The following is a 24,728-nucleotide window of genomic DNA, read 5'->3' as shown; positions in this document are numbered from 1 at the left end:
CGGCGCTACCGAATCGGCATACCCGCGAGCGTGCGCGCGATGACGAGCCGCTGGATCTCGCTCGTCCCCTCGAAGATCGTGTAGATGGCGCTGTCCCGGTGCATGCGCTCGACCGGGTACTCACGGGTGTATCCGTTGCCACCGAGGATCTGGATGGCCTGGGCAGTCACCTTCTTGGCGGTCTCGCTGGCGAACAGCTTGGACATGGACCCCTCGGCCGCGGTGAACGGCTTCCCGTTGACGGCCATCCACGACGCCCGCCACACGAGCAGCCGGGCGGCGTCTATCTGCGTCCGCATGTCCGCGAGCTGGAAGGCGACCCCCTGGTTGTCGATGATCGGCCGCCCGAACTGCTCCCGTGTCCTGGCGTAGTCGAGGGCGACCTCATACGCGGCCCGGGCGGTGCCGACGGCCATCGCACCGACGGCCGGCCGGGAGGCCTCGAACGTGGCCATCGCCGCGTTCTTGACGCGCTCGCCGCCCTTCGCGGCCCTCTCCCGGGCCCGGGCCAGCCGCTCGTCCAGCCTCTCCTTGCCGCCGAGCAGGCAGGAACCGGGGACGCGGACGTTGTCGAGGACGACCTCGGCGGTGTGCGAGGCCCGGATGCCGTGCTTCTTGAACTTCTGGCCCTGGGCCAGGCCCGGCGTGCCCGGCGGCACGATGAAGGAGGCGTGGCCCTTGGAGCCCAGCTCCGGGTCGACGCTGGCGACGACGACGTGGACGTTGGCGATGCCGCCGTTGGTCGCCCAGGTCTTCGTGCCGTTGATCACCCACTCGTCCTTGGCCTCGTCGTACACGGCCCGCGTACGCATGGACGCGACGTCGGAGCCGGCGTCGGGCTCGGAGGAGCAGAAGGCGGCGACCTTGACATCGTTCTGGTCGCCGTACATCTGCGGGATCCAGGTGCCGATCTGTTCCTCGGTTCCGTTGGCGAGAACGCCCACGGCGGCCAGGCCGGTGCCCACAATGGACAGGGCGATGCCCGCGTCGCCCCAGAACAGCTCCTCCATGGCCATCGGGATGCCGAGGCCGGTGGGGTCGAAGTACTGCTGCGCGTAGAAGTCGAGGGAGTAGATGCCGACCTTCGCGGCCTCCTGGATGACCGGCCAGGGAGTCTCCTCACGCTCGTCCCACTCGGCGGCCGCGGGGCGGATCACGTCGGCGGCGAAGCCATGGAGCCAGTCCCGGACTTCCTTCTGTTCGTCGTTCAGCTCCATGGTGAACTCGGCCATGTCCCCTCCAGCGGCGGAAGTGCGATGTTACTAGCGGTAACCCGAGTCTGTTACCGACGGGTAGGAAAAGTCAACCGGTGATGACGTCTCGGCATCCCGTTCGATGTCAGGGGCACAGTCAGTGTTAGTTTGCGCAGGCGTCACCGAATCAGCACGGGTGGGGAGAGCACATGGACACCACACAGCGGACCGATCAGCAGCGATCCGCCGACCGCCGACGGCGCGAGCTGCTGGAGGCCGCGGACCGGGTGGTGCTGCGCGACGGCCCGCAGGCGTCGATGAACGCGATCGCCGCGGAGGCCGGCATCACCAAGCCGATCCTGTACCGCCACTTCGGCGACAAGGGTGGCCTTTACGCCGCTTTGGCCAAACGGCACACGGATGCGCTGCTCGATTCGCTGCGGGCGGCGCTCGACGCTCCGGCCGATCGGCGGGAGCGGGTCGAGTCGACGCTGGACACGTATCTCGCCGCGATCGAGGCGCGGCCTCAGGTGTACCGGTTCCTGATGCATCCGGCGGAGGGCGGCGGGAGCGGGGACCAGGGGTTCGACGTCGGCAAGCATTCGGCTCCGCTGCTTCGGCGCATGGGCGAGGAACTGGCTCAGGTCATCGAGGAGCGGGTGGATCTGGGGCCGGAGAGTCAGCAGCTGGCCCGGGTGTGGGGGCATGGGATCGTCGGGATGATGCATGCGGCGGGTGACTGGTGGCTGGGGGAACGGCCTTGTTCCCGCGCCGAGTTGGTGCGGTCTCTGGCTGATCTGCTGTGGGGTCGCCTTGCCGCGGCCGGGGACAAAATGGGGGGGCCGGGGTTCTGACGGTCGCAGTTCGCCTGCGGGTGCGTGGGGGCTGGTCGCGCCCCGCGGCGCAGCCGCATGTCGACACAGCCCCGCGCCGCTGGGTTTCCCCTCAGCGGTGCCATGGAGCTCGCCTGATGTGCCTCAGCAGTTTCCGCTTGCGCCAACCCATGAGGTGGTCCGCGTAGACCCGGCCCTCAAGATGGTCGTACTCGTGCTGCAGGCACCGCGCGAAGAACCCCGTGCCGTGCACGGTGACCGGTTCCCCCGTCGCCGTGAAGCCCTCGATCACCGCGTGGTCGTAGCGCTCGGTCCCTGCCTCCAGCCCGGGCAGGGACAGGCAGCCCTCGGGGCCCCGGACGACCACTCCGTCGACGTCCACCAGGCGTGGGTTCACCACATGTCCGAGATTCCGGACATCGTCGTCGTCCGGGCAGTCGTACACGAACACGCGCTGCGCCACTCCGATCTGATTCGCCGCCAGACCGACCCCCTGCGCCGCGTACATCGTGGCGAACAGGTCCTCCACGAGGGCCGCCAGTTCGGGGCCGAATTCGGCGACTTCCCGGCATTGTTCGCGCAAACCCGCGTCGCCGAGCAGGGTGAGAGGCCGGACGCGCCCGTGGGCGCCCGGAATGGAACCGTGTCGCATGGCGGCAAGGGTACGGTTCGTATCGCCCATGCCCGCCGCTCAAGGCGTGGGCCGGGATTCGGGTGTGCGAACGGATCTCGATAGGCTGAGGTCCACACCACGCTGCCGGATGGCCCCAGGCGCGGCGCGTACGCAAGGAGGATCGAGAACTGATGGCAGGGAACTCGGACCCGCTCACGCCGCGGGCCAAGCTGGCCGTGACCGCGGGCAAGGCGGTCGCTGCGGCATCGCGCGCCGCGGGGCGCGGCAGCGGGTCGGTGATCGGTGGCCGGGTCGCGCTGAGACTCGACCCCGACCTGCTCGCACGGCTCGCGCAGAACCTGGACGTCGTCCTGGTGTCCGCCACCAACGGCAAGACGACGACGACCCGGCTGATCGCCGAGGCGCTGCGCGCCGCGGGCCCGGTCGTGTCGAACGCGCTGGGCGCCAACATGCCGGCCGGCATCACCTCCGCGCTCGCCGGCGGCTCGGACGCGAAGTTCGGTGTCATCGAGGTCGACGAGAAGTACCTGGCCGGTGTGGCCCGGGACACCGACCCGAAGTGCATCGCCCTGCTCAACCTCTCCCGCGACCAGCTGGACCGTGCCGCCGAGACCCGGATGCTCGCCGAGAACTGGCGCGAGGGTCTGGCCGGGTCCAAGGCCGTGGTCGTCGCGAACTGTGACGATCCGCTGGTGGTGTGGGCCGCCTCCTCGTCCCCGAATGTGATCTGGGTCGCGGCCGGGCAGATGTGGAAGGACGACGCCTGGTCCTGTCCGTCCTGCGGTGGCGTGATGCAGCGCCCGGGGGACGACTGGTTCTGCGGCGAGTGCGGGTTCCGCCGGCCCACCCCGACCTGGGCGCTGTCCGGGGACCACGTGCTGGATCCGCACGGGTCCGCCTGGCCCATCCATCTGCAGCTTCCGGGCCGTGCCAACAAGGCGAACGCCGCCTCCTCCGCGGCCGTCGCCGCCGTCTTCGGGGTGCCGCCGCAGGTCGCCCTGGAGCGGATGTACCAGGTGCAGGCCGTGGCCGGACGCTATGACGTCGTGCAGTTCCAGAACCGCGATCTGCGGCTGCTGCTGGCGAAGAACCCGGCCGGCTGGCTGGAGACGTTCTCCCTGATCGACCCGCCGCCCGCCCCGGTGATCCTGTCCGTGAACGCCCGCGGGGCCGACGGCACCGACACCTCCTGGCTGTGGGACGTCGACTACACCCGGCTGACCGGCCACCCGATCTTCGTGATCGGCGACCGGAAGCTGGACCTCGCCGTCCGTCTGGAGGTCGCGAACCAGCACTTCCAGGTCTGCGACGACCTCGACCAGGCCGTGCAGATGTGCCCGCCGGGCCGGATCGAGGTCATCGCGAACTACACCGCGTTCCAGGACCTGCGCCGCCGCGTCGGCAACTGATCTTCTGATCCTCGAAGGGCGATCACCTCATGAGCGACAACCAACTGCGGCTGGTGTGGATCTACCCGGACCTGCTGAGCACCTACGGCGACCAGGGCAACGCCCTCGTCGTGGAGCGGCGGGCGCGGCAGCGCGGCCTGGACGTGGCCCGGCTGGACGTGCGCAGCGACCAGCCGATCCCGACGTCCGGCGACATCTACCTGATCGGCGGCGGCGAGGACCGTCCGCAGCGGCTGGCTGCCGAGCGGCTGCGCCGTGACGGGCATCTGCACCGGGCGGTGGAGAACGGCGCGATCGTCTTCTCCGTCTGCGCCGGCTACCAGATCCTCGGCCACGAGTTCATCAACGACCTCGGCCAGCGCGAGCCGGGCCTCGGCCTGCTCGACGTGGTGTCGGTGCGCGGCGAGGGCGAGCGGTGCGTGGGTGACGTGCTCGCCGACATCGACCCGCAGCTGGGCCTCCCCCCGCTGACCGGCTTCGAGAACCACCAGGGCGTCACCCACCTCGGCCGCACCGCGCGCCCGTTCGCGCAGGTGAAGATCGGCAAGGGCAACGGCACCGGGGACGGCACGGAGGGCGCGTACAACGGGACCGTCTTCGGCACGTACATGCACGGCCCGGTGCTCGCCCGCAACCCGCAGATCGCCGACCTGCTGCTGAAGCTGGCGCTCGACGTCAACGCGCTGCCGCCGACCGACGACCGCTGGTACGAGGCGCTCCGCAACGAGCGCATCGCGGCTGCGCAGCAGCCTGCGTGACCACCGTTGCGCAGCAGCCTGCGTGACCACCGTTGCGCAGCAGCCTGCGTGAGCACAGTTGCGCAGCGGCCTGCGTGAGCGTCACGTCAGGGACTTCTCAGCGTCTTGCGGCAACCCCGTAGCGGGCCCGCCTGACGGCCCGTCCGCTCACATGTGCGGGCGCGTCCAGCAGGCGGACGCCCGCTACGGAGCCACCCCCACACGCCGGTAGGGTGGCCGGGAATCCGCCGGACAACGTGGTCCGGTTACCCGGCCCACGTTGAGAAGGTATTTCGGGCTATGCGCATTGGTGTCCTCACGTCCGGCGGCGACTGCCCCGGCCTGAACGCCGTCATCCGGTCCGTCGTGCACCGTGCCGTCGCCGACCACGGCGACGAGGTCATCGGTTTCCGGGACGGCTGGAAGGGCCTCCTGGAGTGCGACTATCTCAAGCTCGACCTCGACGCGGTGGGCGGCATCCTGGCGCGCGGCGGCACGATCCTCGGCTCCTCCCGGGTCCGCCCGGAGCATCTGCGGGACGGCGTGGAGCGGGCCAAGGGGCATGTCGAGGAACTCGGCCTGGACGCGATCATCCCGATCGGCGGTGAGGGCACGCTGAAGGCTGCCCGGCTGCTGTCGGACGGTGGGCTGCCGATCGTGGGCGTGCCCAAGACCATCGACAACGACATCGCCGTCACGGACGTCACCTTCGGTTTCGACACGGCCGTGACCGTGGCGACGGAGGCCCTGGACCGGCTGAAGACCACCGCCGAGTCGCACCAGCGCGTGCTGATCGTGGAGGTCATGGGCCGGCACACCGGCTGGATCGCCCTGCATTCCGGCATGGCGGCGGGCGCCCACGCCATCGTCGTCCCGGAACGGCCCTTCGACATCGACGAGTTGACGCGGAAGGTCGGCGAGCGGTTCGAGGCGGGCAAGCGGTTCGCCATCGTGGTCGCGGCCGAGGGTGCCAAGCCGCGGCCCGGCACCATGGACTTCGACGAGGGCGGCAAGGACATCTACGGCCACGAGCGCTTCGCCGGGATCGCCCGGCAGCTGTCGGTCGAGCTGGAGCACCGGCTCGGCAAGGAGGCGCGGCCGGTGATCCTCGGGCATGTGCAGCGGGGTGGCACGCCGACGGCGTACGACCGGGTGCTCGCGACGCGGTTCGGGTGGCATGCGGTGGAGGCCGTGCACCGGGGTGAGTTCGGGCGGATGACGGCGCTGCGCGGGACCGACATCGTCATGGTGTCGCTGGCCGAGGCGGTCGAGACCCTGAAGACCGTCCCCGTGGAGCGGTACGACGAGGCGGAGTGCGTCCTGTAGTTCACCCGAGAACAACCCGCCCCCGGTCACGGCAGTGACCGGGGGCGGTTCTAGTCTTGGGGCGGACAACTCGCACAACCCCCACGAATCAGGAGCCGCCGGATGGATCACAGCGGACACGGCATGATGATGGATCTGCCGCCGTTCACGCTGGGACGGGGGCTGGAGTGGTCCGCTGACCCGTTCTTCCTCGTCGCCTGCCTGCTGGGGCTCGCCCTGTACGGCTGGGGTGTGGTCCGGCTGCGGCGGCGTGGGGACGCGTGGTCGGTCGGCCGTACCGTGTCGTACGTCGTCGGTGTGCTGACCGTCGCCCTGGTGATGTGCACCAAGCTGAACGACTACGGCATGGTGATGTTCAGCGTGCACATGGTGCAGCACATGATCATCAGCATGCTGTCGCCGATCCTGATCCTGCTCGGCGCGCCCGTCACCCTGGCGCTGCGCGCGCTGCCGACCGCCGGCCGGGGCCGCAAGGGCCCGCGCGAGCTGCTGCTGGCGCTGCTGCACAGCCGCTACATGCGGATCGTGACGCACCCGGCGTTCACGATCCCGATGTTCATCGCGAGCCTGTACGTGCTGTACTTCACCCCGCTGTTCGACTTCCTGATGGGGTCGAAGACCGGGCACATCGCGATGATGGTGCATTTCTTCGCCGTGGGCATGGTGTTCTTCTGGCCCATCATGGGCGTCGACCCGGGCCCGTACCGGCCGGGGTACGTGATGCGGATGCTGGAGCTGTTCGCGGGCATGCCGTTCCACGCGTTCTTCGGCATCGCGTTGATGATGGCGTCGGCGCCGATGGTGGACACCTTCCAGCACCCACCGGCCTCGCTCGGCATCGACGCGCTGGCCGACCAGAACGCGGCCGGCGGCATCGCCTGGGCGTTCAGCGAGGTCCCGTCCGTGCTGGTGCTGATCGCGCTGCTGTTCCAGTGGTACAGCTCCGAGCAGCGGCAGGCCAAGCGCATGGACCGGGCCGCGGACCGGGACGGCGACAAGGAGCTGGAGGCGTACAACGCCTATCTGGCCTCCCTGAACGCGCGAGAGAGCTAGCCGGAGCCATCCCCTCCGGGCGGGATCGGGGGCACCATGGTCGAGGACGGACCATGAGGAGGGTGTCGCGATGCCCGGTTCCACGAACGGTTCCACCAGGGCGATGGGGGCTCTCACGGTCGGCGGGCTCGTCGTCGTGACCGCCTACACGGTCGCGCTCGGCAGCAACGGCTGGCTGTGGTTCGGATGGGTGGTGCTCGGGTTGCTGACGCTCGCCATGGTCGTCACCCGGGCGTAGGGACGACCGGCCGGCGCGCGCTGACTACAGTTCCCGCATGAACAGCAGGACGACCTCGTTCGATGACCTCGACCGCCGGATCATCACCGCGCTGATGGCGAACGCCCGGACCAGCTTCGCCGAGATCGGCGCGGACATCGGACTGTCGGCGACGGCGGTCAAGCGGCGCGTGGACCGGCTGCGGGAGACGGGGGTGATCACCGGGTTCACGGCGACGGTGAAGCCCTCGGCGCTCGGCTGGCGCACCGAGGCGTACGTCGAGGTGTACTGCGAGGGCGCCGCCCCGCCCCGGCGGCTGGCGGAGGTGGTGCGCAACCATCCGGAGATCACGGCGGCCATGACGGTCACCGGCGGCGCCGACGCGCTGCTGCACGTGCGGGCGCGGGACGTGGACCACTTCGAGGAGGTGCTGGAGCGGATCCGGGTCGAGCCGTTCATCCGGAAGACGATCAGCGTGATGGTGCTCTCCCACCTGCTCCCCGAGAGCCCGGAAGCCGGTGCCACCCACGCCGCGCCGGAATGACCGGGACCATGCGCAGGAGTAGTGCGTATAAGGCCTGAAGAACGCAGCGATGCTGCGCATCTGCGCAGCTTTTGTTTCTTGTCGGCCGTCCTCCTCCCTTTCTACCGTGGTGTGCACCCCCAGTGACACAACGCAAAGCGGAGGAAACCCTCTGTGTCCCCAAGCCGTGTTCAGCGTGCTCGGCGCTTTCTCGTCTGCGAACCCAGACACTTCGCCGTGCAGTACGCGATCAACCCCTGGATGCACCCCGACAAGCCCGTCGACGTGGATCTCGCCCGGGAGCAGTGGCAGGCCCTGATCAGCGCCTACCGCACCCACGGTCACAGCGTGGAGTCGGTCGAGCCGGTCCGCGGCCTGCCCGACATGGTCTTCGCCGCCAACGCGGCGTTCGTGGTCGGCGGCCGGGTCTTCGGCTCCCTCTTCCACGCGCCCGAGCGGCGCCCGGAGTCGCTCCACTACGACACCTGGTTCAAGGCCGCGGGCTACGACGTGTACCGCCCGGAGTCGGTGAGCGAGGGCGAGGGCGACCTGGTGTGGACGGGCCGGTACGTGCTCGCCGGCACCGGGTTCCGCACCACCCGTGAGGCGCACCGGGAGGCGCAGGAGTTCCTCGGCCATCCGGTGATCGGCCTGACCCTGGTGGACCCGTACTTCTACCACCTGGACACGGCGCTGTTCGTCCTCGACGACGACAACATCTGCTACTACCCCGAAGCGTTCTCGGCGGGCAGCCGGGAGGTGCTGCGCCGGCTGTACCCGGACGCGGTGCTCGCCACCCGAGAGGACGCGATGGCGTTCGGCCTGAACTCCGTGTCCGACGGCCGGAACGTCTTCATCGCCCCCCAGGCCGAGGCGCTCGCCGAGCGCCTGGCCGACCACGGTTTCGCCCCCGTCCCCGTCGACCTGTCCGAGTTCCACAAGGCCGGCGGCGGCATCAAGTGCTGCACCCAGGAGATCCGCTGATGACCGCACCCGCGCGCACGCGCACGTCCGACGACCTGATCCGGGCCGAGGAGCCGGTCCTCGCGCACAACTACCACCCGCTGCCGGTGGTGGTCGCCCGTGCCGAGGGCACCTGGGTGGAGGACGTCGAGGGCAACCGCTACCTGGACATGCTCGCCGGGTACTCGGCCCTGAACTTCGGCCACCGGCACCCCGCGCTGATCGAGGCCGCACACCGCCAGCTCGACCAGCTGACGCTGACCTCCCGCGCCTTCCACAACGACCGGCTGGCCTCCTTCGCCGAACGGCTCGCGGAGCTGACCGGCCTGGACATGGTGCTGCCGATGAACACCGGCGCCGAGGCGGTGGAGAGCGGCATCAAGGTGGCCCGCAAGTGGGCGTACGACGTGAAGGGCGTCCCCGCCGACCGGGCGACGATCGTGGTCGCGGCGGAGAACTTCCACGGCCGTACGACGACCATCGTCAGCTTCTCCACGGACGAGACCGCCCGGGCGGGCTTCGGCCCCTTCACACCCGGCTTCAGGATCGTGCCGTACGACGACCTGGCCGCGCTGGAGGAGGCCGTCGACGAGACCACGGCGGCGGTGCTGATCGAGCCCATCCAGGGCGAGGCGGGCGTGATCATCCCGAGCGAGGGCTATCTCGCCGGGGTGCGGGAGCTGACCCGCCGCAAGGGCTGCCTGTTCATCGCGGACGAGATCCAGTCGGGCCTCGGCCGCACCGGCCGCACCTTCGCCGTCGAGCACGAGGACGTCGTACCCGACGTGCTGCTGCTCGGCAAGGCACTGGGGGGCGGGATCGTGCCGGTGTCGGCGGTGGTCGCCCGGCGCGAGGTGCTGGGTGTGCTGCACCCGGGCGAGCACGGCTCCACGTTCGGCGGCAACCCGCTCGCGGCGGCGGTCGGCACGGCCGTGGTCGAACTGCTTCAGACCGGCGAGTTCCAGCGCCGGGCCGCCGAGCTGGGCGTGCTCCTGCGGGACGGGCTGACCGAGCTGGCCGGCCGGGGCGTGGTCGGCTTCCGGTCGCGCGGGCTCTGGGCGGGCGTCGACATCGACCCGGCGATCGGCACCGGCCGCGAGATCAGCGAGCGGCTGATGCGGGAGGGGATCCTGGTGAAGGACACCCACGGTTCCACGATCCGGCTGGCACCGCCGCTGACCATCACGGCGGAGGAGCTGCGCTCCGCGCTGACGGCACTGGAGAAGGTGCTGGGGTCGTGACGCAGGTGTGGGGCGGCCGGGCCGCCCCACACCGACCGCTCGTTCGCCCGAAGGGTGAAGATTGAGCCATGAGGGGGTAGACCACTCTCAGCTACAGAGAGGTCGGCCGTGAGCACTCACGAGGAGCAGGACGCCGGCGGGCGGCGGTTCGACGTGGCCGACGCCGCGCCCCTGCTGCTCGACGCACAGGGCGTGGTGACCAGCTGGACGCGGGGCGCCCAGCACCTGCTGGAGTACACGGCCGCCGAGGCGGTGGGCACCAACGTGACCCGCCTGCTGTCCGCCGAGGACGCCGCGCGGCTGCCCGAGCTGGCCGAGCGGTGCCGCAGGGACGGCGGCTGGGCGGGCCTGCTGACCGCGCGACGCAAGGACGGGCAGCCGATCCGTGTGATGGTGCGGATCACTCCGGCGATGGAACCCGGCGGGGCGGCGCACTGGCTGGTTCTCCTCTCCGACGTGGCCGGGGAACGCGGCTGGGACATGAGCCGCGGGGTGCTGGAGCAGATGGTGACCGACTCCCCCATCGGCATCGCGATCGTGGACACCGATCTGCGCTGCGTCTGGTCGAACGCGGCCCTGGAGCGGTACGGCGGCGGCTCCCCCGGGGAGCGGCTGGGGCGGCGGCTCGCGGAGATCCAGCCGGGACTCGACTCCGAGGGCATCGAGGAACAGATGCGGCAGGTGCTGGAGACCGGCCGGCCCGTCGTCGGCTACGAGCACGTGGGCCAGGTACGGTCCGCGCCGCTCCGGGAGACGGCGCACATGATGTCCTTCACCCGTCTCGACGACGAGCAGGGCCATCCGATGGGTGTCTACTACACCGTCGTCGACATCTCCGACCGGCACCGCGCCCGACGGCGGCTGGCCCTTCTCGACCGGGCCGGCGAGCAGATCGGCCGCACCCTGGACATCGTGCGGACCGCGCAGGAACTGGCCGACGTGGCCGTGCAGGACTTCGCCGACTTCGTCAGCGTGGACCTGCTGGAGTCCGTGCTGCGGGGCGCGGAGCCCGAGCCGGGACCCGTGCGCGACACGGACGAGGTGCCGCTGCGGCGGGCCGGGCACCAGTCGGTGGTCCCCGGGGTCCCGGAAGCCGTCGTGGAGATCGGCGCGGTGGCCACCTACCTCGCCGGGTCGCCCCCGGTCCGCAGTCTGACCACGGGCCGGTCCTGGCGCGAGGAACGGCTCGACCCGCTCGACACGGAGTGGGCCACCGACATCCCGGGCGGCCGGGCGGCGACCTTCCTGGAACTGGGCCTGCACAGCGTGATGATCGTGCCCATCCGTGCCCGGGGCATCACCATGGGCGTCACCAGTTTCTTCCGGCGCCACCGTCAGGACCCCTTCGACGAGGACGACCTGAATCTCGCCGAGGACCTGGTGTCCCGGGCGGCGGTCTGTGTGGACAACGCCCGCCGCTACACCCGCGAACGGGACGCGGCCCTGGTCCTGCAGCGCAGCCTGCTGCCGCGCCGGCTGCCCGAGCAGGACGCGGTCGAGGTGGCCGCCTGCTACCGGCCGGCCGACGAGCTGACCGGCCTCGGCGGCGACTGGTACGACATCATCCCGCTGTCCGGTGCGCGCGTGGCCCTGATCGTGGGCGAGGTGCCGGGGCACGGGATCGACGCCGCGGCGGCCATGGGGCGGCTGCGCACCGCCGTGCACACCCTCGCGGCGCTCGATCTGCCGCCCGAGGAGGTCCTCGCCCATCTCGACGACCTCGTGGCGCGGATGGCCCGGGAAGAGGGCGTCCGACCCGAGGACCCGGAGGCCGCCGGCATCCAGGCGGTGGGGTCGGGGTGTGTGTACGTCATCTACGACCCCGTCAACGGCCGGTGCACGATGGCCGCCGCGGGCCATCCCGCGCCCGCCGTCGTCCTGCCCGACGGCGACGTCAGCTTCGTCGATCTGCCGCAGGGGCCGCCGCTCGGGGCGGGCGGCCCGCCGTTCGAGGCGGTCGAGCTGACGCTGGCCGAGGGCAGCACGCTGGCCCTGCACACCGACGGGCTGCTGGTCCACGGAGACGGCTCGGGCAGCGCCGGGGCCGAGGCCGTGGACCGCGACCGGCTGCGCCGCGTCCTGGAACGGCGCGCCCCCACGCTCGACACGCGCTGCCGGGCCGTGGTCGACGCGCTGGTGCCGGCCCGGCCGTACGACGACGTGGCCCTGCTGATGGCCCGCACCAGGCTGCTCGGCGCCGACCAGGTCGCCGACTGGGACCTGGCCGCCGACCCGGCCGTGGTCGCCGACGCCCGCAAGGAGGCTGCCCGGCAGCTGGGCGAATGGGGGCTGGAGGAGCTGGCGTTCACCACCGAACTGGTCGTGAGCGAGCTGGTCACCAATGCCATCCGGCACGCGGAGGGCCCCGTCCGGCTCCGGCTGATCCGGGACCGCAACGCCCTGATCTGCGAGGTCTCCGACGGCAGCGCCACCGCGCCCCATCTGCGCCATCCGCGCACCACCGACGAGGGCGGCCGCGGACTGCTGCTGGTCTCCCAGTTCGCCGAGCGGTGGGGAACCCGCTTCGTCCCCGGCGGGAAGATCATCTGGGCCGAGCAGTCCACGACGGACCCGCCGAACTGAGCCACACGGAACGTGCAATGGAGTCGAGTACGGCGGCGAGTTCCGCGCCGGAGCGCGGCTGTCGCTCTGTCGGGGAGGCCATGAGCCTCCTCGCGGGGCGCGGAGAACGGCATGAGCATGGTCAGTTGCGGTTACAGATGACGACAGGCGCACGCGTGGTGGCCTGGACGAGGTAAGGGGCGAGTCGAACCGTGTTCTACTACCTGCTCAAGTACGTGCTGCTGGGTCCCCTGCTGAGACTGGTCTTCCGGCCCCGGATCGAGGGCCTGGAGAACGTGCCGGACTCCGGCCCCGCGATCGTCGCCGGGAACCATCTGTCCTTCTCGGACCACTTCCTGATGCCGGCGATGCTGAAGCGCCGGATCACCTTTCTCGCCAAGGCGGAGTACTTCACCGGCCCGGGCCTCAGGGGCCGGCTCACCGCGTTCTTCTTCCGCAGTGCCGGGCAGATTCCGGTGGACCGCTCGGGCAAGGAGGCGGGGCAGGCGGCGATCCGCGAGGGCCTGAGGGTGCTGGGCAGGGACGAGTTGCTGGGGATCTACCCGGAGGGCACCCGGTCGCACGACGGCAGGCTCTACAAGGGCAAGGTCGGCGTCGCTGTGATGGCGCTGAGGGCCGGGGTGCCGGTCGTGCCGTGCGCGATGATCGGCACGTTCGAGGCCCAGCCGCCGGGGAAGGTCATCCCGAACGTCCACCCGGTCACCATCCGTTTCGGCCGGCCGCTCGACTTCTCCCGCTACGCCGGCATGGAGCACGAGAAGGCGATCCTGCGGGCCGTCACCGACGAGATCATGTACGCCATCCTGGTGCTGTCCGAGCAGGAGTACGTCGACGAGTACGCGGCCGTCGTCAAAGAACGACAGGCCGTGGAGAACGGCGCCAGAGAGCGCAGGTTCCCGCGGGCGCCGCTGAGCTGAACGCCTCTGCCGACGGCAGAAGGTCCACCGGCCCGGCGGCCCGCGTACCTAGGCTCGGCCCATGAAGAAAGCTGTGGTGATCGGGGCGAGCGGGCAGATCGGCCGTCCGACGGTGGAGGCGCTGGCAGGGGACGGCTGGGAAGTGACGGCGGCCTCGCGGGGCGGCGGCCGGGACCGGGCGTGGGGCGACGGGGTGCGGACGGTCCGGCTGGACCGCTCCGACCACGCGGCCCTGGCCTCGGTGGTCGGCGACGGCTGCGACCTGCTGGTCGACATGATCGCGTACGACACCGCGCACGCACGGCAGTTGACCTCCCTGGCCGGCCGTGTCGGCTCGGCGGTCGTGATCTCCACCGTGTCCGTGTACGACGACGGCAAGGGCCGGAACTTCGACACGCTGCACGAGCCGGACGGCTTTCCTGCCTACCCGGTGCCGGTCCCCGAGAGCCGGCCGACAGTGGCTCCGGGCGAGGGGTCGTACAGTGCCCGCAAGGTCGCTCTCGAACACGAACTCCTCGCGGCGGACGGGAAGTTGCCGGTGACCGTGCTGCGGCCGGGCGCGGTGCACGGACCGTACAGCCCGCTGCCCCGCGAGTTGTACTTCGTGAAGCGGAATCTCGACGGCAGACGCAGGCGGGTGCTGTCGTACCAGGGTGAGAGCCGGTTCCATCCGTCGAGTGCGCGCAACATCGCCGAACTGGTACGGCTGGCCGCGGCCCGGCCCGGTACCCGGGTGCTCAACGCCTGTGACGGAGAGGCGCCGACGGTCGCCGAGATCGGCGCGGCGGTCGACGCGGTGATGGGCGCGGAGACGGAGACGGCGTTGCTCGACGGCCCTCCGGACGGCTCCGTCGGGAGGACGCCGTGGTCGGTTCCGCTGCCGGTCGTCTTCGACATGTCCGCCGCGGAGCGGGAGTTGGGCTACCGGCCGGTGGTCTCGTACGCCGAGAGCCTGCCGGAGACGGTCGACTGGCTGACGGACACGCTCTGCGGACGGGACTGGCGGGAGTGCTTCCCGCTCCTCGCCCAGGCGTATCCGGACCTGTTCGACTACGCGGCGGAGGACGCCCGGCTCGCGGCATGAGTGGCATGAGCCGCATGGATGAGGGGCGGCCGGAGAGCCCGGCCGCCCCTCGTCACCGTACGATCCCGGTCACGGCTTGGGTGTGGCGTGCGGTCCGCAGGTCGCGTCCGCGCCGTCCAGCTTGCCGTCGAGCAGGTAGGCGTCGACGCGCTGGTTGATGCAGGGGTTGACCAGGCCGGTCACACCGTGCGAGCCCGCGTCCTTCTCGGTGATCAGACGGGAGCCCTGGAACCGCTTGTGCAGTTCGACGGCGCCCTCGTACGGGGTGGCGGCGTCCCGGGTGGACTGCACGATCAGCACCTGCGGCAGGCCCTTGCCGGTCCGCACGTCGACCGGGGTCCGCTGCTGCACCGGCCATGTGGCACACGGCAAGTTCATCCACGCATTGGCCCAGGTCATGAAGGGATAGTCGCGGTTGAGCCGGGTGTTGTCCCTGTCCCACTTCTGCCAGCTGGTGGGCCACTTGGCGTCGGTGCACTCGACGGCCGTGTAGACGGCGTTGCCGTTCTCGGCGGAGATGTTCCCGGCCGTGTTCGACGGGTCGGGGGCGGCGGCGTCGACCAGCGCCTTGGTGTCACCGGCGACGTACTTGCTGAACACCGTGGCGACCGGCACCCACGAGGAGTCGTAGTACGGCGCACTCTGGAAGAAGGAGATGAGCTCGGCCGGCCCGACGACTCCGCCGATGGGGTTCTTCTTGGCGGTGGCGCGCAGCTGGAGCCACTTGGCCTGGACGGCGTCGCGCGTGGTGCCGAGGTGGAAGGCGGTGTCGTTCGCGGCGACCCAGTCCTCCCAGTCCTTCCAGCGGCCCTCGAAGGCGATGTCCTGGCCCAGGTTGGCCTGGTACCAGATGTTCTCGCGGGCGGGGTTGACCACGCTGTCCACGATCATGCGGCGCAGGTGGCCCGGGAAGAGGGTGCCGTAGACGGCGCCGAGGTAGGTGCCGTAGGAGACGCCGAGGTAGTTGAGCTTCTTCTCGCCCAGGGCGGCGCGGATGACGTCCAGGTCACGGGCGGTGTTGGGCGTGGTCATCTGCTGGAGCATCGCCTGGCCGGTGCGCTCCAGGCAGCCGTCCGCGTACTCGCGGGCCAGCTTGCGCTGGGCGGTCTTGTCCGCCTCGGTGTCCGGCACCGGGTCCATCTTCGGCGCCTTCACGAACTCCTGCGGGTCCGCGCAGGAGATGGGCGCGGAGCGGCCGACGCCGCGCGGGTCGAAGCCGACGAAGTCGTAGGCCTTGGCGACGTTCGCCCACACCGCGTTCTTGTTGGTGATCCGGGTCGGGAAGCGCAGCCCGGAACCGCCGGGCCCGCCGGGGTTGTAGACGAGCGAGCCCTGACGCTCCTCCTTGGTGCCGGTGTTGCCGATGCGGTCGACGGCGAGCTTGATCTGCTTGCCGTACGGGTGTGCGTAGTCGACGGGCACGCTGACCCAGCCGCACTGGATGGGCTTCGCCAGCCCCCAGTCGGCGGGGCAGTCCTGCCAGTCGATGCCGGCCTTGGCGGCACGGGCGGCGGCGATCGCGGCGCCCTTGGCCTCCCGGTCCGGGCCGGGCCGGCCGGCGGCACTGGCCGCGGGCGCCGAGACGGCGCCGGCGATCAGGGTGGCGGTGACGAGCGCTCCCGCCGAACCGAGCGCCAGCAGGCGGCTGTTCGGTCTGTTGTCCCTCAAGTGGGATCCTCCCCCTGTATCAGGATCACTGCGAGTGGTCGGTCCGGGGATCCTCTCGGCTGTGAGCTGCCTGAGAACAGGGGGCGGCCACCATCTTTACCAATCCGATAAACGGATGGTCATGTTCGGCCAACGAGCCTTGCCAATGACTCGTCCAGGAGTCGTCGTAGCCGCAGTGCGTCGGGGGCCACGGCACTGACCAGTGCTGCGGGACCGGCCAGCGGCATCAGGGCGGCGCGCTCGTCCAGCATCTGGGGCTCGACCGGTTGTCCCGCAAACTCGGGACGTACGACGATCAGTTGCCCCACCGCCCGGTGCCCCGCCAGCACCGCCGGTCCGTCCCAGCCGCCCGGCGCCCCGGGCCCACAGGCCAGTTCCTGGTCCAGCACCGTCCGGCCCGCGACCCGCACGGTCAGCCGGCTGCTGAGCCGCCCGGGTTCCTCCCCCGCCCGCCCCAGCACCTGCTCCTCGCGCAGCACGAGCCGGGCACCGGCGGCCAGTTCGGCGCGGGTGGTGACGTGCAGGTCACTGCCGCAGGCTGAGATCAACTGCTCGGGGAGCCAGTGCAGTTCGGCGTCGTCGGCCACCTCGAGCCGTACGTCGTAGCGGGCCTCGTCCTTGGCCTGGCCGGGCAGGGCGAGGGTGGCTGCGGCCGAGCCGACGCGCAGCCGGGCGCCCTCCGCCACGCGCGCCGTGAGCGAGAAACGGTCGCCGCCGAGCGGGCCGCTCATCGCGCCGACGACCATGACCCTCGCCTCGGTACCGGCGGACCGGGTACGGCGCAGGGCCAGCGGGCCGTCGCCCTCCAGCACCGGCAGCGCGGTGCCGCCCCGGCCGTCGGCGCGGGCCACGATCCGCGCGTCCGCCCGGACCCCGGTGGCCGTCATGCCGTCCACGCGGCGAGCCGCTCGCGCACCCAGGCCGCCACGTCGGCGACACCCTTGTCGCTGCGCAACGACTGGAAGAAGACCGGGAGTTCGGCGCGCTGCGCCTTGGCGTCGGCGGCCATCCGGGTGAGGTCGGAGCCCACGTGGGGCGCGAGGTCGGTCTTGTTGACGACGAGGAGGTCGGCGGTGGTGACCCCGGGGCCGCCCTTGCGCGGGATGTCGTCGCCGCCGGCCACGTCGATCACGAAGATCTGCGCGTCCACGAGCCCCTTGGAGAAGGTCGCCGTGAGGTTGTCGCCGCCGGACTCGACGAGGATCAGGTCCAGCGGGCCGACCGCGTCCTCCAGGTCCTCCACGGCTTCGAGGTTGGCGGAGATATCGTCACGGATCGCGGTGTGCGGGCAGGCGCCCGTCTCCACGGCCGTGATCCGCTCGGGCGGCAGTACGGCCTCCCGGAGCAGGAACTCGGCGTCCTCACGGGTGTAGATGTCGTTGGTGACGACGGCCAGCGACAGCTCGTCGCGCAGCGTCCGGCAGAGCGCGGCGACGGTCGCGGTCTTCCCGGACCCGACGGGCCCGCCGAGCCCGATGCGCAGGGCACGGCGCGAGCCGTCGGGCCGGTGGGCGTCCGCACTGAGGGCGGCGGGGCCGGAGTGGGTGTGGTCGAGGTGCATAACAGCGGCTCCATTTTCAGCCAGGTCCGGCATCAATCAGCCCGTCCGGCGTTTGAGGACAAGGCCGTTCAGGCCGATCGGGGGTCCAGGGGGCGGAGCCCCCTGGTGAGGTCGAAGGGGCGCGGCCCCTGGGGATGATGGGGGTCCCCCCGCTCGAGCGAAGCCGAGAGTGGGGGAGGGTACGGGCGGCGGGGGCGAGACATGTCAGGACGCGAACAGCCGTACCGGCCAGCCGGCATGCCACTGCGCACCGACCTCCAGCAAGGGCCCCGACGCGGCCGGCAGCGCATGGACACCCTCGTAGGGCACTCTTCGCGCCGCCTCCACCGCCGTATCCACGACGCGGTCCAGCTCCGGCGCGAGCCGGGCCAGCACTCCGGTCGCCTCGAACGGGTCGAGGCTGAGCAGTCGTACGGTCGCCGTCGTCGGCCCGCTCACGCTCTCGTACACCGCGCAGTACGCCGCGTCGTCCGGTCCCAGCCCGGCCGCCCGCGCGGCCAGCCCGAGCACGACCGGCTGGTGGGCGCCCTTGGGGAACTCCCGGGCCAGCGCGTCGAGTCCGGGTGACGCCCAGCTCGCCCGCGCCGCCCTCAGCAACTGGCGGCCGAGGCGACGCGCGGCGGCCCGCAGGGCGGGCGACGGCGTACGGGCGTCGGCCGCCGCGTCCAATTCCCCTGGGTCCACGCCGAGTACGGCGGCAGCCGCCAGCGCGCCCGCGACCAGCCCGGCGGTGTGCAGCCGGCCCCGGCAGAAGTCCTCCAGGCTCGCGGCGGAGGTGATGCGGCCCGCCTTGACGGCGGCCTCCGCGCCGCCGGAGTGCGCGTGCCCTCCGGCGGGAAAGCGGCCGTCGGCCAGGACGAGAAGTGCTGCCCGTGCCATCACGACGCCCTCAGAAGAGGAAGTAGCGCTGGGCCATGGGCAGCTCGGCGGCCGGTGTCGCCTCCACCAGTTCGCCGTCGATGTGCACGGCGAAGCTGTCGGGATCGATCCGCACGTCGGGCCGCGCGTCGTTCTCGCGCATGTCGGCCTTGGTCACCGCGCGCGTGGACTCGATGGCCACGAACCTCTTGCCGAGCCCGAGCCGCTCCGCCAGCCCGTCCTCGATCGCCAGGCCACTGACGAAGTTGACCGAGTCGGCGGCCGGGGCCCGGCCGATCGCGCCGTACATCGGCCGGGGCAGGATCGGCTGCGGGGTGGGGATGGAGGCGTTGGCGTCGCCCATCTGCGCGTAGGCGATCTGCCCGCCCTTGAGCACGAGGTGCGGCTTGACCCCGAAGAACGCCGGCTCCCACAGCACGAGGTCGGCGAGCTTGCCGGTCTCCACGGAGCCGATCTCGGCGGCGAGACCCTGGGCGAGCGCCGGGTTGATCGTGTATTTGGCGACATAGCGACGCACCCGGTGATTGTCCGCCCGTCCGTCGCCCGGCAGTGCGCCACGCCTGCGCTTCATCACGTGGGCCGTCTGCCAGGTGCGCAGGATGACCTCGCCGACCCGGCCCATGGCCTGGGAGTCGGAGGAGATGATCGAGATCGCGCCGAGGTCGTGCAGGACGTCCTCCGCGCCGATGGTGGACGGCCGGATCCGGGACTCGGCGAACGCCAGGTCTTCGGGGACCGCCGGGTTGAGGTGGTGGCACACCATCAGCATGTCGAGGTGTTCCTCGGCGGTGTTGACGGTGTAGGGCCGGGTCGGGTTGGTGGAGCTGGGCAGCACGTTGGGCTGTGAGACCACGGTCATGATGTCCGGTGCGTGCCCGCCGCCGGCGCCCTCGGTGTGGTACGAGTGGATGCCCCGGCCCGCGATCGCGGCGAGGGTGTCACCGACGAATCCGGCCTCGTTCAGGGTGTCGGTGTGGATGGCGACCTGGATGCCCGTGCGGTCGGCGACCGTCAGCGCGGCGTCGATGACGGCCGGGGTGGAGCCCCAGTCCTCGTGCAGCTTCAGGCCGGCCGCGCCGCCCCGGATCTGCGAGAGCATCGCCTCGTGGCTGACGGTGTTGCCCTTGCCGAGGAAGCCGACGTTGACCGGGTACGCCTCCATCGCCTCGAACATCCGGGCGAGGTGCCAGGGCCCGGGCGTGACGGTGGTGGCCTTGGAGCCCTCGGCCGGTCCGGTGCCGCCGCCGACCAGGGTGGTGATACCGGAGGCCAGCGCCTCGTCGGCGATCTGGGGGCAGATGAAGTGCACGTGCGCGTCGATGGCGCCGGCGGTGAGGATCCGCCCGTTGCCCGCGATGATCTCGGTCTCCGGGCCGATGACCAGGTCGGGGTGGACGCCGTCCATGGTGTCCGGGTTGCCGGCCTTGCCGATCGCGGCGATCCGGCCGTCGCGGATGCCGACGTCGGCCTTGACGACGCCCCAGTGGTCGACGATGACGGCACCGGTGATCACGGTGTCGGGCGTGCCGTCGGCGCGGGTGGCACGCGACTGGCCCATGGACTCGCGGATCACCTTGCCGCCGCCGAACACCGACTCGTCCCCGGAGGTGCCGGGTCCGCCGGAGCGGTCCTCCTCGATCTCGATCAGCAGGTCGGTGTCGGCGAGCCGGATGCGGTCACCGACGGTGGGGCCGAACAGGTCGGCGTAAGCGCCGCGCGCGATCTCAGGCATCGAGGGCACCCCCGGTCTCCCCGCGCAGCCCCGGCACGATCCGGGCGCCGCCGAGGGGCACGAGTTCGACGTCGACGGGGATGCCGGGCTCGAAGCGTACGGCGGTGCCGGCGGCGACGTTCAGCCGCTTGCCGCGGGCGGCGGCGCGGTCGAACTCCAGGCCGGGGTTGGCCTCGGCGAAGTGGTAGTGGGAGCCGACCTGGACCGGCCGGTCGGCGGCGTTGAGGACGGTGAGGCGGGTGACCTCACGGCCCTCGTTGAAGACGACCGGGTCGTCCGCGAACAGGATCTCTCCGGGAATCATCGCGGCCCCCTCAGATGATCGGCTCGTGGACGGTGACGAGCTTGGTGCCGTCCGGGAAGGTGGCCTCGACCTGCACGTCGTGGATCATCTCGGGGACCCCGTCCATGACGTCGTCCCTGGTGAGGAGCTTACGGCCGGAGGACATCAGCTCGGCGACGGTGCGGCCGTCCCGCGCGCCCTCGAGGATGTGCGACGTGATCAGGGCGACCGCTTCCGGGTGGTTGAGCCTGAGCCCGCGGGCCCTGCGCTTCTCGGCCACGTCGGCCGCCACATGGATCAGCAGCCGCTCTTGCTCGTGCGGGGTCAGTTGCACGTCCCACCTCACAGTCCTTGCTCCGGACCGTGCGGGGTCCGGGTGCCGCAGCCATCGCGACGGGAATAGATGTAACACACAGACAAATTCCCGGATCGTCGTCAATCCGGGCAGAAAAACCCCTGATGGCGTGGATCGGCAGGCTAGAACGCCGGAGTTTCAGCGACGTTAACCAGACCTTGATCCACCGATGACCGCGCGCTGGGAGTCCCGATACCCCCGCGGGTCAGGACGCACCCGGGCCGCGATGCTCGGCGGCCATGCCGGGACCACGATGTTCGGCGGCGATCCCGAACCGCTGCTGTTCGCGCGCGGCGGAACCGACCTCGCGGACCCCCGAGACCGAGCTGACGACCTGTTCCTCGGCCGCCTCCTCCAGCGCGTCCAGCCGCTCCAGATCGGCGGCCGACACCAGCGCGACCAGCGGCTTGCCGTGCCGTGTCACGACGACGCGCTCACCGCCGTACACCACGCGGTTGATCAGGTCCGCGAGCTCAGCCCTGGCTTGCGTCACCGGAATCTCGTAGGCCATACCCCAACCTTACGTCACGTACGTCCTGTACATTTTTTACAGAAGCCGAGCCCGCCGGAGGCCCGTGCGATGAGAAGGGGTGTCCCATGTCCCGAGCGTTCGCCCGTCATGTCCTGCCCGAGTTCACCGAGCGCACCAGCAGCGGTGCCCGCACGCTCGATCCCTACGGCAAGCTGTTCGAGGACCGGATCGTCTTCCTCGGGACCGCGCTGGACGACGTGGCCGCGAACGACGTGATGGCGCAGTTCATGTACCTCGAACACGCGGCCCCCGAGCGGGACATCACGCTGTACGTCAACTCCCCCGGCGGTTCGTTCAGTGCGCTGACGGCGGTCTACGACACGATGCGCTACGTCAGTTGCGACGTGGCGACCTACTGTCTGGGACAGGCCGCCTCGCACGCCGCGCTGCTGCTCGCGGCCGGCACACCGGGCAAGCGGTTCACCCTGCCCGGTGCGCGCATGGTCCTCTCGCAGCCCCAGCTCGCCCAGCCGGTGCAGGGCCAGCCCAGCGACCTGCTCATCCAGGCGGAGGAGTTGACCCGGATCCGCGCGCTGACGGAGGAGATGCTGGTACGGCACACCGGGCGCACGGCCGAGCAGGTGCACGGCGACCTGGAGCGGGACCTGGTCCTGGACGCTCCCGGCGCGGTGGCCTACGGCCTGGTGGACGCCGTCGTACCCGGCCGGCGGAGCACCCCCGGCGCACCGGACGCGAGGTGAGCCGCCGATGCTGCCGGACCTGCCGCCGCTGCCCGCGCTGACGCGTGCCGAGGGTGAGCTGATCGACCGTTACCTGGAGGCCGCCGACCTGCTGGGCCGCATCAACCCCGCGCACGGCGGGGACACCTATCGCGGGCTGCGCGCCGCCCAGGCGCTGGTGCGCAAGGCCACAGAGCTGCGTGACGCGCTCGCGTCGATGCACCAGCGAGGCGAGACGGAGCTGCACGGGTTCACGCTGGCACGGGCCTTGCGCGTGCTGGACGGTGACCGCCGTACCGCGCGCGTCGCGCTCCCGCCCGACGGCGCGTCCTGATCCGGACGCCCGACCGGCCTGACCTGACGCCGCGTCGACAGATGCCGCTCGGAACGGACTTGAAACGGCCCGAACGACGTACCGCCGACCGGTGTATATGCAGATCGTTTTCCGGGCCTCCCGGCTTGCGCAGCGCGCGCGTGCGCGGCCCGGAGGAAGTTGCTCCGCCCCAGGTCCGGGGGTACGGCGGTGATCTGACGGAGCCTCGAACAGACCCCTGTCCACCCGAACGGCCGAGTGGTGAGTAACGCCACAGATCCCCGGTCTTATTGGGATTTTCGGACAGTCGTAGGTGAAGATCCCTGACTGACGACAAGCCCCCGCCACCGCGGCGGGGCGGTCCGGGCGGACGCCGAGTCCTGCCGCCGCCCGGACGACCGGTCGACAGGAGTGGATCGGCAGGAGTGGAGGACCCAAGCAAGACGGGTCCCCGGAACGGATGTTCGTCTGCTCGTCGCAGACGGCCTGAGGTTCCGGGCGATCCTTGGGGTGAAGCCGTGGCAACGCGGCCGGGCAACTTCGCCAGCCCGAATCCGACAGGTCATCCTTCACAGGCGGCTGACGAAGGGTTGCGCATGACTGCGCTCAATCGTGTCCCGTCGCTCATGGCCCGGGCCGGTACGGCCTCGGCCCTCACCCTGGCCGCCGTCGGCGGCTCGATCGCGGTCCCCGGCCTCGCCACCGATGCCTCGGCCGCGACGCTCGCGACGAAAGCACTGCAGGTCGCGGCCTCCAAGAAGGGGTCCCCGTACCGGTACGGGGCCACCGGGCCGCGCAGTTTCGACTGCTCGGGGCTGACGCTCTACTCGTTCAAGAAGGCGGGCAAGAGCCTGCCGCGCACCGCCGCCCAGCAGTACAACAGGACGCACCACATCTCCGCCGGCCGTCGCCGGGCAGGTGACCTGGTGTTCTTCCACTCGGGCTCCTACGTCTACCACGTCGGCATCTACGCCGGGCACGGGAAGATCTGGCACGCGCCGAGGACCGGGGACGTGGTACGGCTCCAGAAGATCTGGACCAGGAGCGTCTGGTACGGCCGGGTCAGCTGACCCGTTCCGCATCGGCGGGGTCGGCCGACCGATCGCTACGGCAGACCGGTCGACACCGGTCGCCAGGGCAGACCGGCCGTCCGTGGCTGGTCGGCTGACCCCACGTCAACGCAGGAGCGACTCCAGCAGCAGGGCCGCTCCCAGCACCGTCAGCACCGCCCCGGTGCCCGCCTGAAGCCAACGGGCGGCCCGGGGCGGGTCGGCGCGGGCATCGGCAGTGGCGGGACAGTGCGGGCGGGCTGCGCCTCCCCAAGTCCATCGCCTCCGGGCTCGTCGCCACCAGCCCTTCGGTGTCCGCAGCCGATGTCCCGCAGCGGTCATCCCCCGCCCGGTCCGCCCGCTCCCGCCCGGAGGGCTACGGCTCCTGTTGGCCCGCTGCGGGGACCGGCTCGGGCGGGAGGATCCAGGGGAGTTCGATGGAGACCGTCTTGCCGCCCTCGCGCGTGGGGCGGACGCGGAGTTTGCCGCCGTACTCCGCGGTGAGCCAGCGGATGATGACCATGCCGCGACCGTTGTCCTGCTGGACCGCGGCAGGCAGTCTCTTCGGGAAGCGTGGATGACTGTCCGTCACGCCGATGCGGAGGTGTTCGTCGCGGTCCAGGGCGATGTCAACCGTGAAGGTGGGTGATTGACCGAAGGTGTGCTGTACGGCGTTCGTGGCGAGTTCGGAGACGATGAGCCGTACGGTGTCGGCCACGTCGGTGTCCGAGGGCAGGCCCCACTCCGCGAGCGTGCCCACGACATACGTGCGGGCGGCGGACACCGAGGCGGGATCGCTCGGCAGAGTGACGGATGCTTCCAGGTGGTCTGCCATGGCGACGTCGTCCCTTTCCCAACGGGACCGCAGTCCGACACGGAGCCGGATGGTTCGAGTACGGTCCCGGACTGGTGCTCGCTCGTCAGCCTGCCATCACGGGGCCGGTCACGGGGAGCGATCCACCA

General features: G+C 71.0%; 26 protein-coding genes and 1 riboswitch. Of the genes, 15 read left to right on the top strand and 11 right to left on the bottom strand.

Features of this window, described 5'->3' with window-relative positions:
• Positions 1-5 precede the first annotated feature (5 nt).
• The gene (locus SRB17_RS26090; protein WP_153542592.1) at positions 6-1,232 is read right to left on the bottom strand and encodes an acyl-CoA dehydrogenase family protein; all 1,227 of its coding nucleotides are present in this window, start codon (positions 1,230-1,232) and stop codon (positions 6-8) included.
• 170 nt (positions 1,233-1,402) lie between these two features.
• On the opposite strand from SRB17_RS26090, the gene SRB17_RS26085 reads away from it, so the two are divergent.
• Positions 1,403-2,047: a TetR family transcriptional regulator gene (locus SRB17_RS26085; protein WP_153542591.1), complete on the top strand. Its 645-nt coding sequence runs from the start codon at positions 1,403-1,405 to the stop codon at positions 2,045-2,047.
• A 91-nt stretch (positions 2,048-2,138) separates the two neighbouring features.
• On the opposite strand, the gene def is transcribed toward SRB17_RS26085, so the two are convergent.
• A complete protein-coding gene (gene def / locus SRB17_RS26080) occupies positions 2,139-2,678 on the bottom strand; it encodes a peptide deformylase (protein ID WP_194294142.1) in 540 nt (179 codons plus the stop codon).
• A gap of 152 nt (positions 2,679-2,830) precedes the next feature.
• Here def and SRB17_RS26075 point away from each other — a divergent pair, with 152 nt between their 5' ends.
• From SRB17_RS26075 to SRB17_RS26025, 11 genes are all read left to right on the top strand, one after another.
• Positions 2,831-4,069: a MurT ligase domain-containing protein gene (locus SRB17_RS26075; RefSeq protein WP_153542589.1), complete on the top strand. Its 1,239-nt coding sequence runs from the start codon at positions 2,831-2,833 to the stop codon at positions 4,067-4,069.
• A gap of 29 nt (positions 4,070-4,098) precedes the next feature.
• Positions 4,099-4,827 (top strand): type 1 glutamine amidotransferase, encoded by a 729-nt coding sequence (locus tag SRB17_RS26070; protein WP_153542588.1) that lies wholly within the window; start codon positions 4,099-4,101, stop codon positions 4,825-4,827.
• A 279-nt stretch (positions 4,828-5,106) separates the two neighbouring features.
• Complete coding sequence (locus SRB17_RS26065) at positions 5,107-6,132, top strand: 6-phosphofructokinase (protein ID WP_153542587.1); 1,026 nt, start codon at positions 5,107-5,109, stop codon at positions 6,130-6,132.
• A gap of 102 nt (positions 6,133-6,234) precedes the next feature.
• The gene (locus SRB17_RS26060; protein WP_153542586.1) at positions 6,235-7,185 is read left to right on the top strand and encodes a cytochrome c oxidase assembly protein; all 951 of its coding nucleotides are present in this window, start codon (positions 6,235-6,237) and stop codon (positions 7,183-7,185) included.
• 70 nt (positions 7,186-7,255) lie between these two features.
• The gene (locus SRB17_RS26055) at positions 7,256-7,423 is read left to right on the top strand and encodes a hypothetical protein (RefSeq protein ID WP_153542585.1); all 168 of its coding nucleotides are present in this window, start codon (positions 7,256-7,258) and stop codon (positions 7,421-7,423) included.
• A gap of 37 nt (positions 7,424-7,460) precedes the next feature.
• Positions 7,461-7,946 carry an Lrp/AsnC family transcriptional regulator gene (locus SRB17_RS26050; protein ID WP_153542584.1) on the top strand — a complete coding sequence of 162 codons (486 nt, stop codon included), beginning with the start codon at positions 7,461-7,463 and terminating at the stop codon, positions 7,944-7,946.
• A gap of 153 nt (positions 7,947-8,099) precedes the next feature.
• Positions 8,100-8,909 (top strand): dimethylargininase, encoded by an 810-nt coding sequence (gene ddaH, locus SRB17_RS26045; protein WP_323376248.1) that lies wholly within the window; start codon positions 8,100-8,102, stop codon positions 8,907-8,909.
• Positions 8,909-10,129, top strand: coding sequence for an ornithine--oxo-acid transaminase (gene rocD / locus SRB17_RS26040; RefSeq protein WP_153542583.1), 1,221 nt, complete (start codon positions 8,909-8,911; stop codon positions 10,127-10,129). The genes ddaH and rocD overlap by 1 nt, the downstream gene beginning before the upstream one ends.
• 108 nt (positions 10,130-10,237) lie before the next feature.
• Positions 10,238-12,712: a SpoIIE family protein phosphatase gene (locus tag SRB17_RS26035; RefSeq protein WP_323376247.1), complete on the top strand. Its 2,475-nt coding sequence runs from the start codon at positions 10,238-10,240 to the stop codon at positions 12,710-12,712.
• Between the two features lie 191 nt (positions 12,713-12,903).
• The gene (locus SRB17_RS26030; protein ID WP_323376246.1) at positions 12,904-13,629 is read left to right on the top strand and encodes a lysophospholipid acyltransferase family protein; all 726 of its coding nucleotides are present in this window, start codon (positions 12,904-12,906) and stop codon (positions 13,627-13,629) included.
• A gap of 61 nt (positions 13,630-13,690) precedes the next feature.
• Positions 13,691-14,713 carry an NAD-dependent epimerase/dehydratase family protein gene (locus SRB17_RS26025; RefSeq protein WP_153542582.1) on the top strand — a complete coding sequence of 341 codons (1,023 nt, stop codon included), beginning with the start codon at positions 13,691-13,693 and terminating at the stop codon, positions 14,711-14,713.
• 69 nt (positions 14,714-14,782) lie between these two features.
• Here SRB17_RS26025 and SRB17_RS26020 read toward each other — a convergent pair whose 3' ends face one another.
• The 8 genes from SRB17_RS26020 to SRB17_RS25985 form a co-directional block, all read right to left on the bottom strand.
• Complete coding sequence (locus SRB17_RS26020) at positions 14,783-16,381, bottom strand: alpha/beta hydrolase (RefSeq protein ID WP_194294141.1); 1,599 nt, start codon at positions 16,379-16,381, stop codon at positions 14,783-14,785.
• 119 nt (positions 16,382-16,500) lie between these two features.
• Positions 16,501-17,268 (bottom strand): urease accessory protein UreD, encoded by a 768-nt coding sequence (locus SRB17_RS26015; RefSeq protein WP_153542581.1) that lies wholly within the window; start codon positions 17,266-17,268, stop codon positions 16,501-16,503.
• Positions 17,265-17,942, bottom strand: a complete 678-nt coding sequence (gene ureG, locus SRB17_RS26010) for an urease accessory protein UreG (protein WP_153542580.1) — start codon at positions 17,940-17,942, stop codon at positions 17,265-17,267. The genes SRB17_RS26015 and ureG overlap by 4 nt, the downstream gene beginning before the upstream one ends.
• Before the next feature lie 204 nt (positions 17,943-18,146).
• Positions 18,147-18,821, bottom strand: coding sequence for an urease accessory protein UreF (locus tag SRB17_RS26005; RefSeq protein ID WP_153542579.1), 675 nt, complete (start codon positions 18,819-18,821; stop codon positions 18,147-18,149).
• A gap of 10 nt (positions 18,822-18,831) precedes the next feature.
• Positions 18,832-20,553 carry an urease subunit alpha gene (locus tag SRB17_RS26000; protein WP_153542578.1) on the bottom strand — a complete coding sequence of 574 codons (1,722 nt, stop codon included), beginning with the start codon at positions 20,551-20,553 and terminating at the stop codon, positions 18,832-18,834.
• Entirely contained in the window at positions 20,546-20,857 is a 312-nt protein-coding gene (locus SRB17_RS25995; protein WP_153542577.1) for an urease subunit beta, read from the bottom strand. Before SRB17_RS25995 ends, SRB17_RS26000 begins: the two co-directional genes overlap by 8 nt.
• Positions 20,858-20,867: 10 nt before the next feature.
• The gene (locus tag SRB17_RS25990; protein WP_093479411.1) at positions 20,868-21,170 is read right to left on the bottom strand and encodes an urease subunit gamma; all 303 of its coding nucleotides are present in this window, start codon (positions 21,168-21,170) and stop codon (positions 20,868-20,870) included.
• A 226-nt stretch (positions 21,171-21,396) separates the two neighbouring features.
• Positions 21,397-21,702, bottom strand: a complete 306-nt coding sequence (locus tag SRB17_RS25985) for a type II toxin-antitoxin system Phd/YefM family antitoxin (protein WP_153542576.1) — start codon at positions 21,700-21,702, stop codon at positions 21,397-21,399.
• Between the two features lie 86 nt (positions 21,703-21,788).
• Between SRB17_RS25985 and SRB17_RS25980 the strand changes: the two genes are divergently transcribed.
• From SRB17_RS25980 to SRB17_RS25970, 3 genes are all read left to right on the top strand, one after another.
• A complete protein-coding gene (locus tag SRB17_RS25980; protein ID WP_153542575.1) occupies positions 21,789-22,424 on the top strand; it encodes an ATP-dependent Clp protease proteolytic subunit in 636 nt (211 codons plus the stop codon).
• 7 nt (positions 22,425-22,431) lie between these two features.
• Complete coding sequence (locus SRB17_RS25975; protein ID WP_153542574.1) at positions 22,432-22,737, top strand: hypothetical protein; 306 nt, start codon at positions 22,432-22,434, stop codon at positions 22,735-22,737.
• A 350-nt stretch (positions 22,738-23,087) separates the two neighbouring features.
• Positions 23,088-23,309, top strand: a riboswitch (cyclic di-AMP (ydaO/yuaA leader).
• 3 nt (positions 23,310-23,312) lie between these two features.
• Positions 23,313-23,786, top strand: coding sequence for a C40 family peptidase (locus tag SRB17_RS25970; protein WP_153542573.1), 474 nt, complete (start codon positions 23,313-23,315; stop codon positions 23,784-23,786).
• A gap of 355 nt (positions 23,787-24,141) precedes the next feature.
• Here the strand turns inward: SRB17_RS25970 and SRB17_RS25965 are convergent, their stop codons facing one another.
• On the bottom strand, positions 24,142-24,600 hold the full coding sequence (locus SRB17_RS25965) for an ATP-binding protein (RefSeq protein WP_153542572.1): 459 nt from the start codon (positions 24,598-24,600) through the stop codon (positions 24,142-24,144).
• Positions 24,601-24,728 lie beyond the last annotated feature (128 nt).

The sequence above is a fragment of the Streptomyces sp. RB17 genome (assembly GCF_009604455.1).
Taxonomy (GTDB): Bacteria; Actinomycetota; Actinomycetes; order Streptomycetales; family Streptomycetaceae; genus Streptomyces.
Note: the sequence above shows the minus strand (reverse complement) of the source record. Positions and strands in the feature narration are given on the sequence as shown.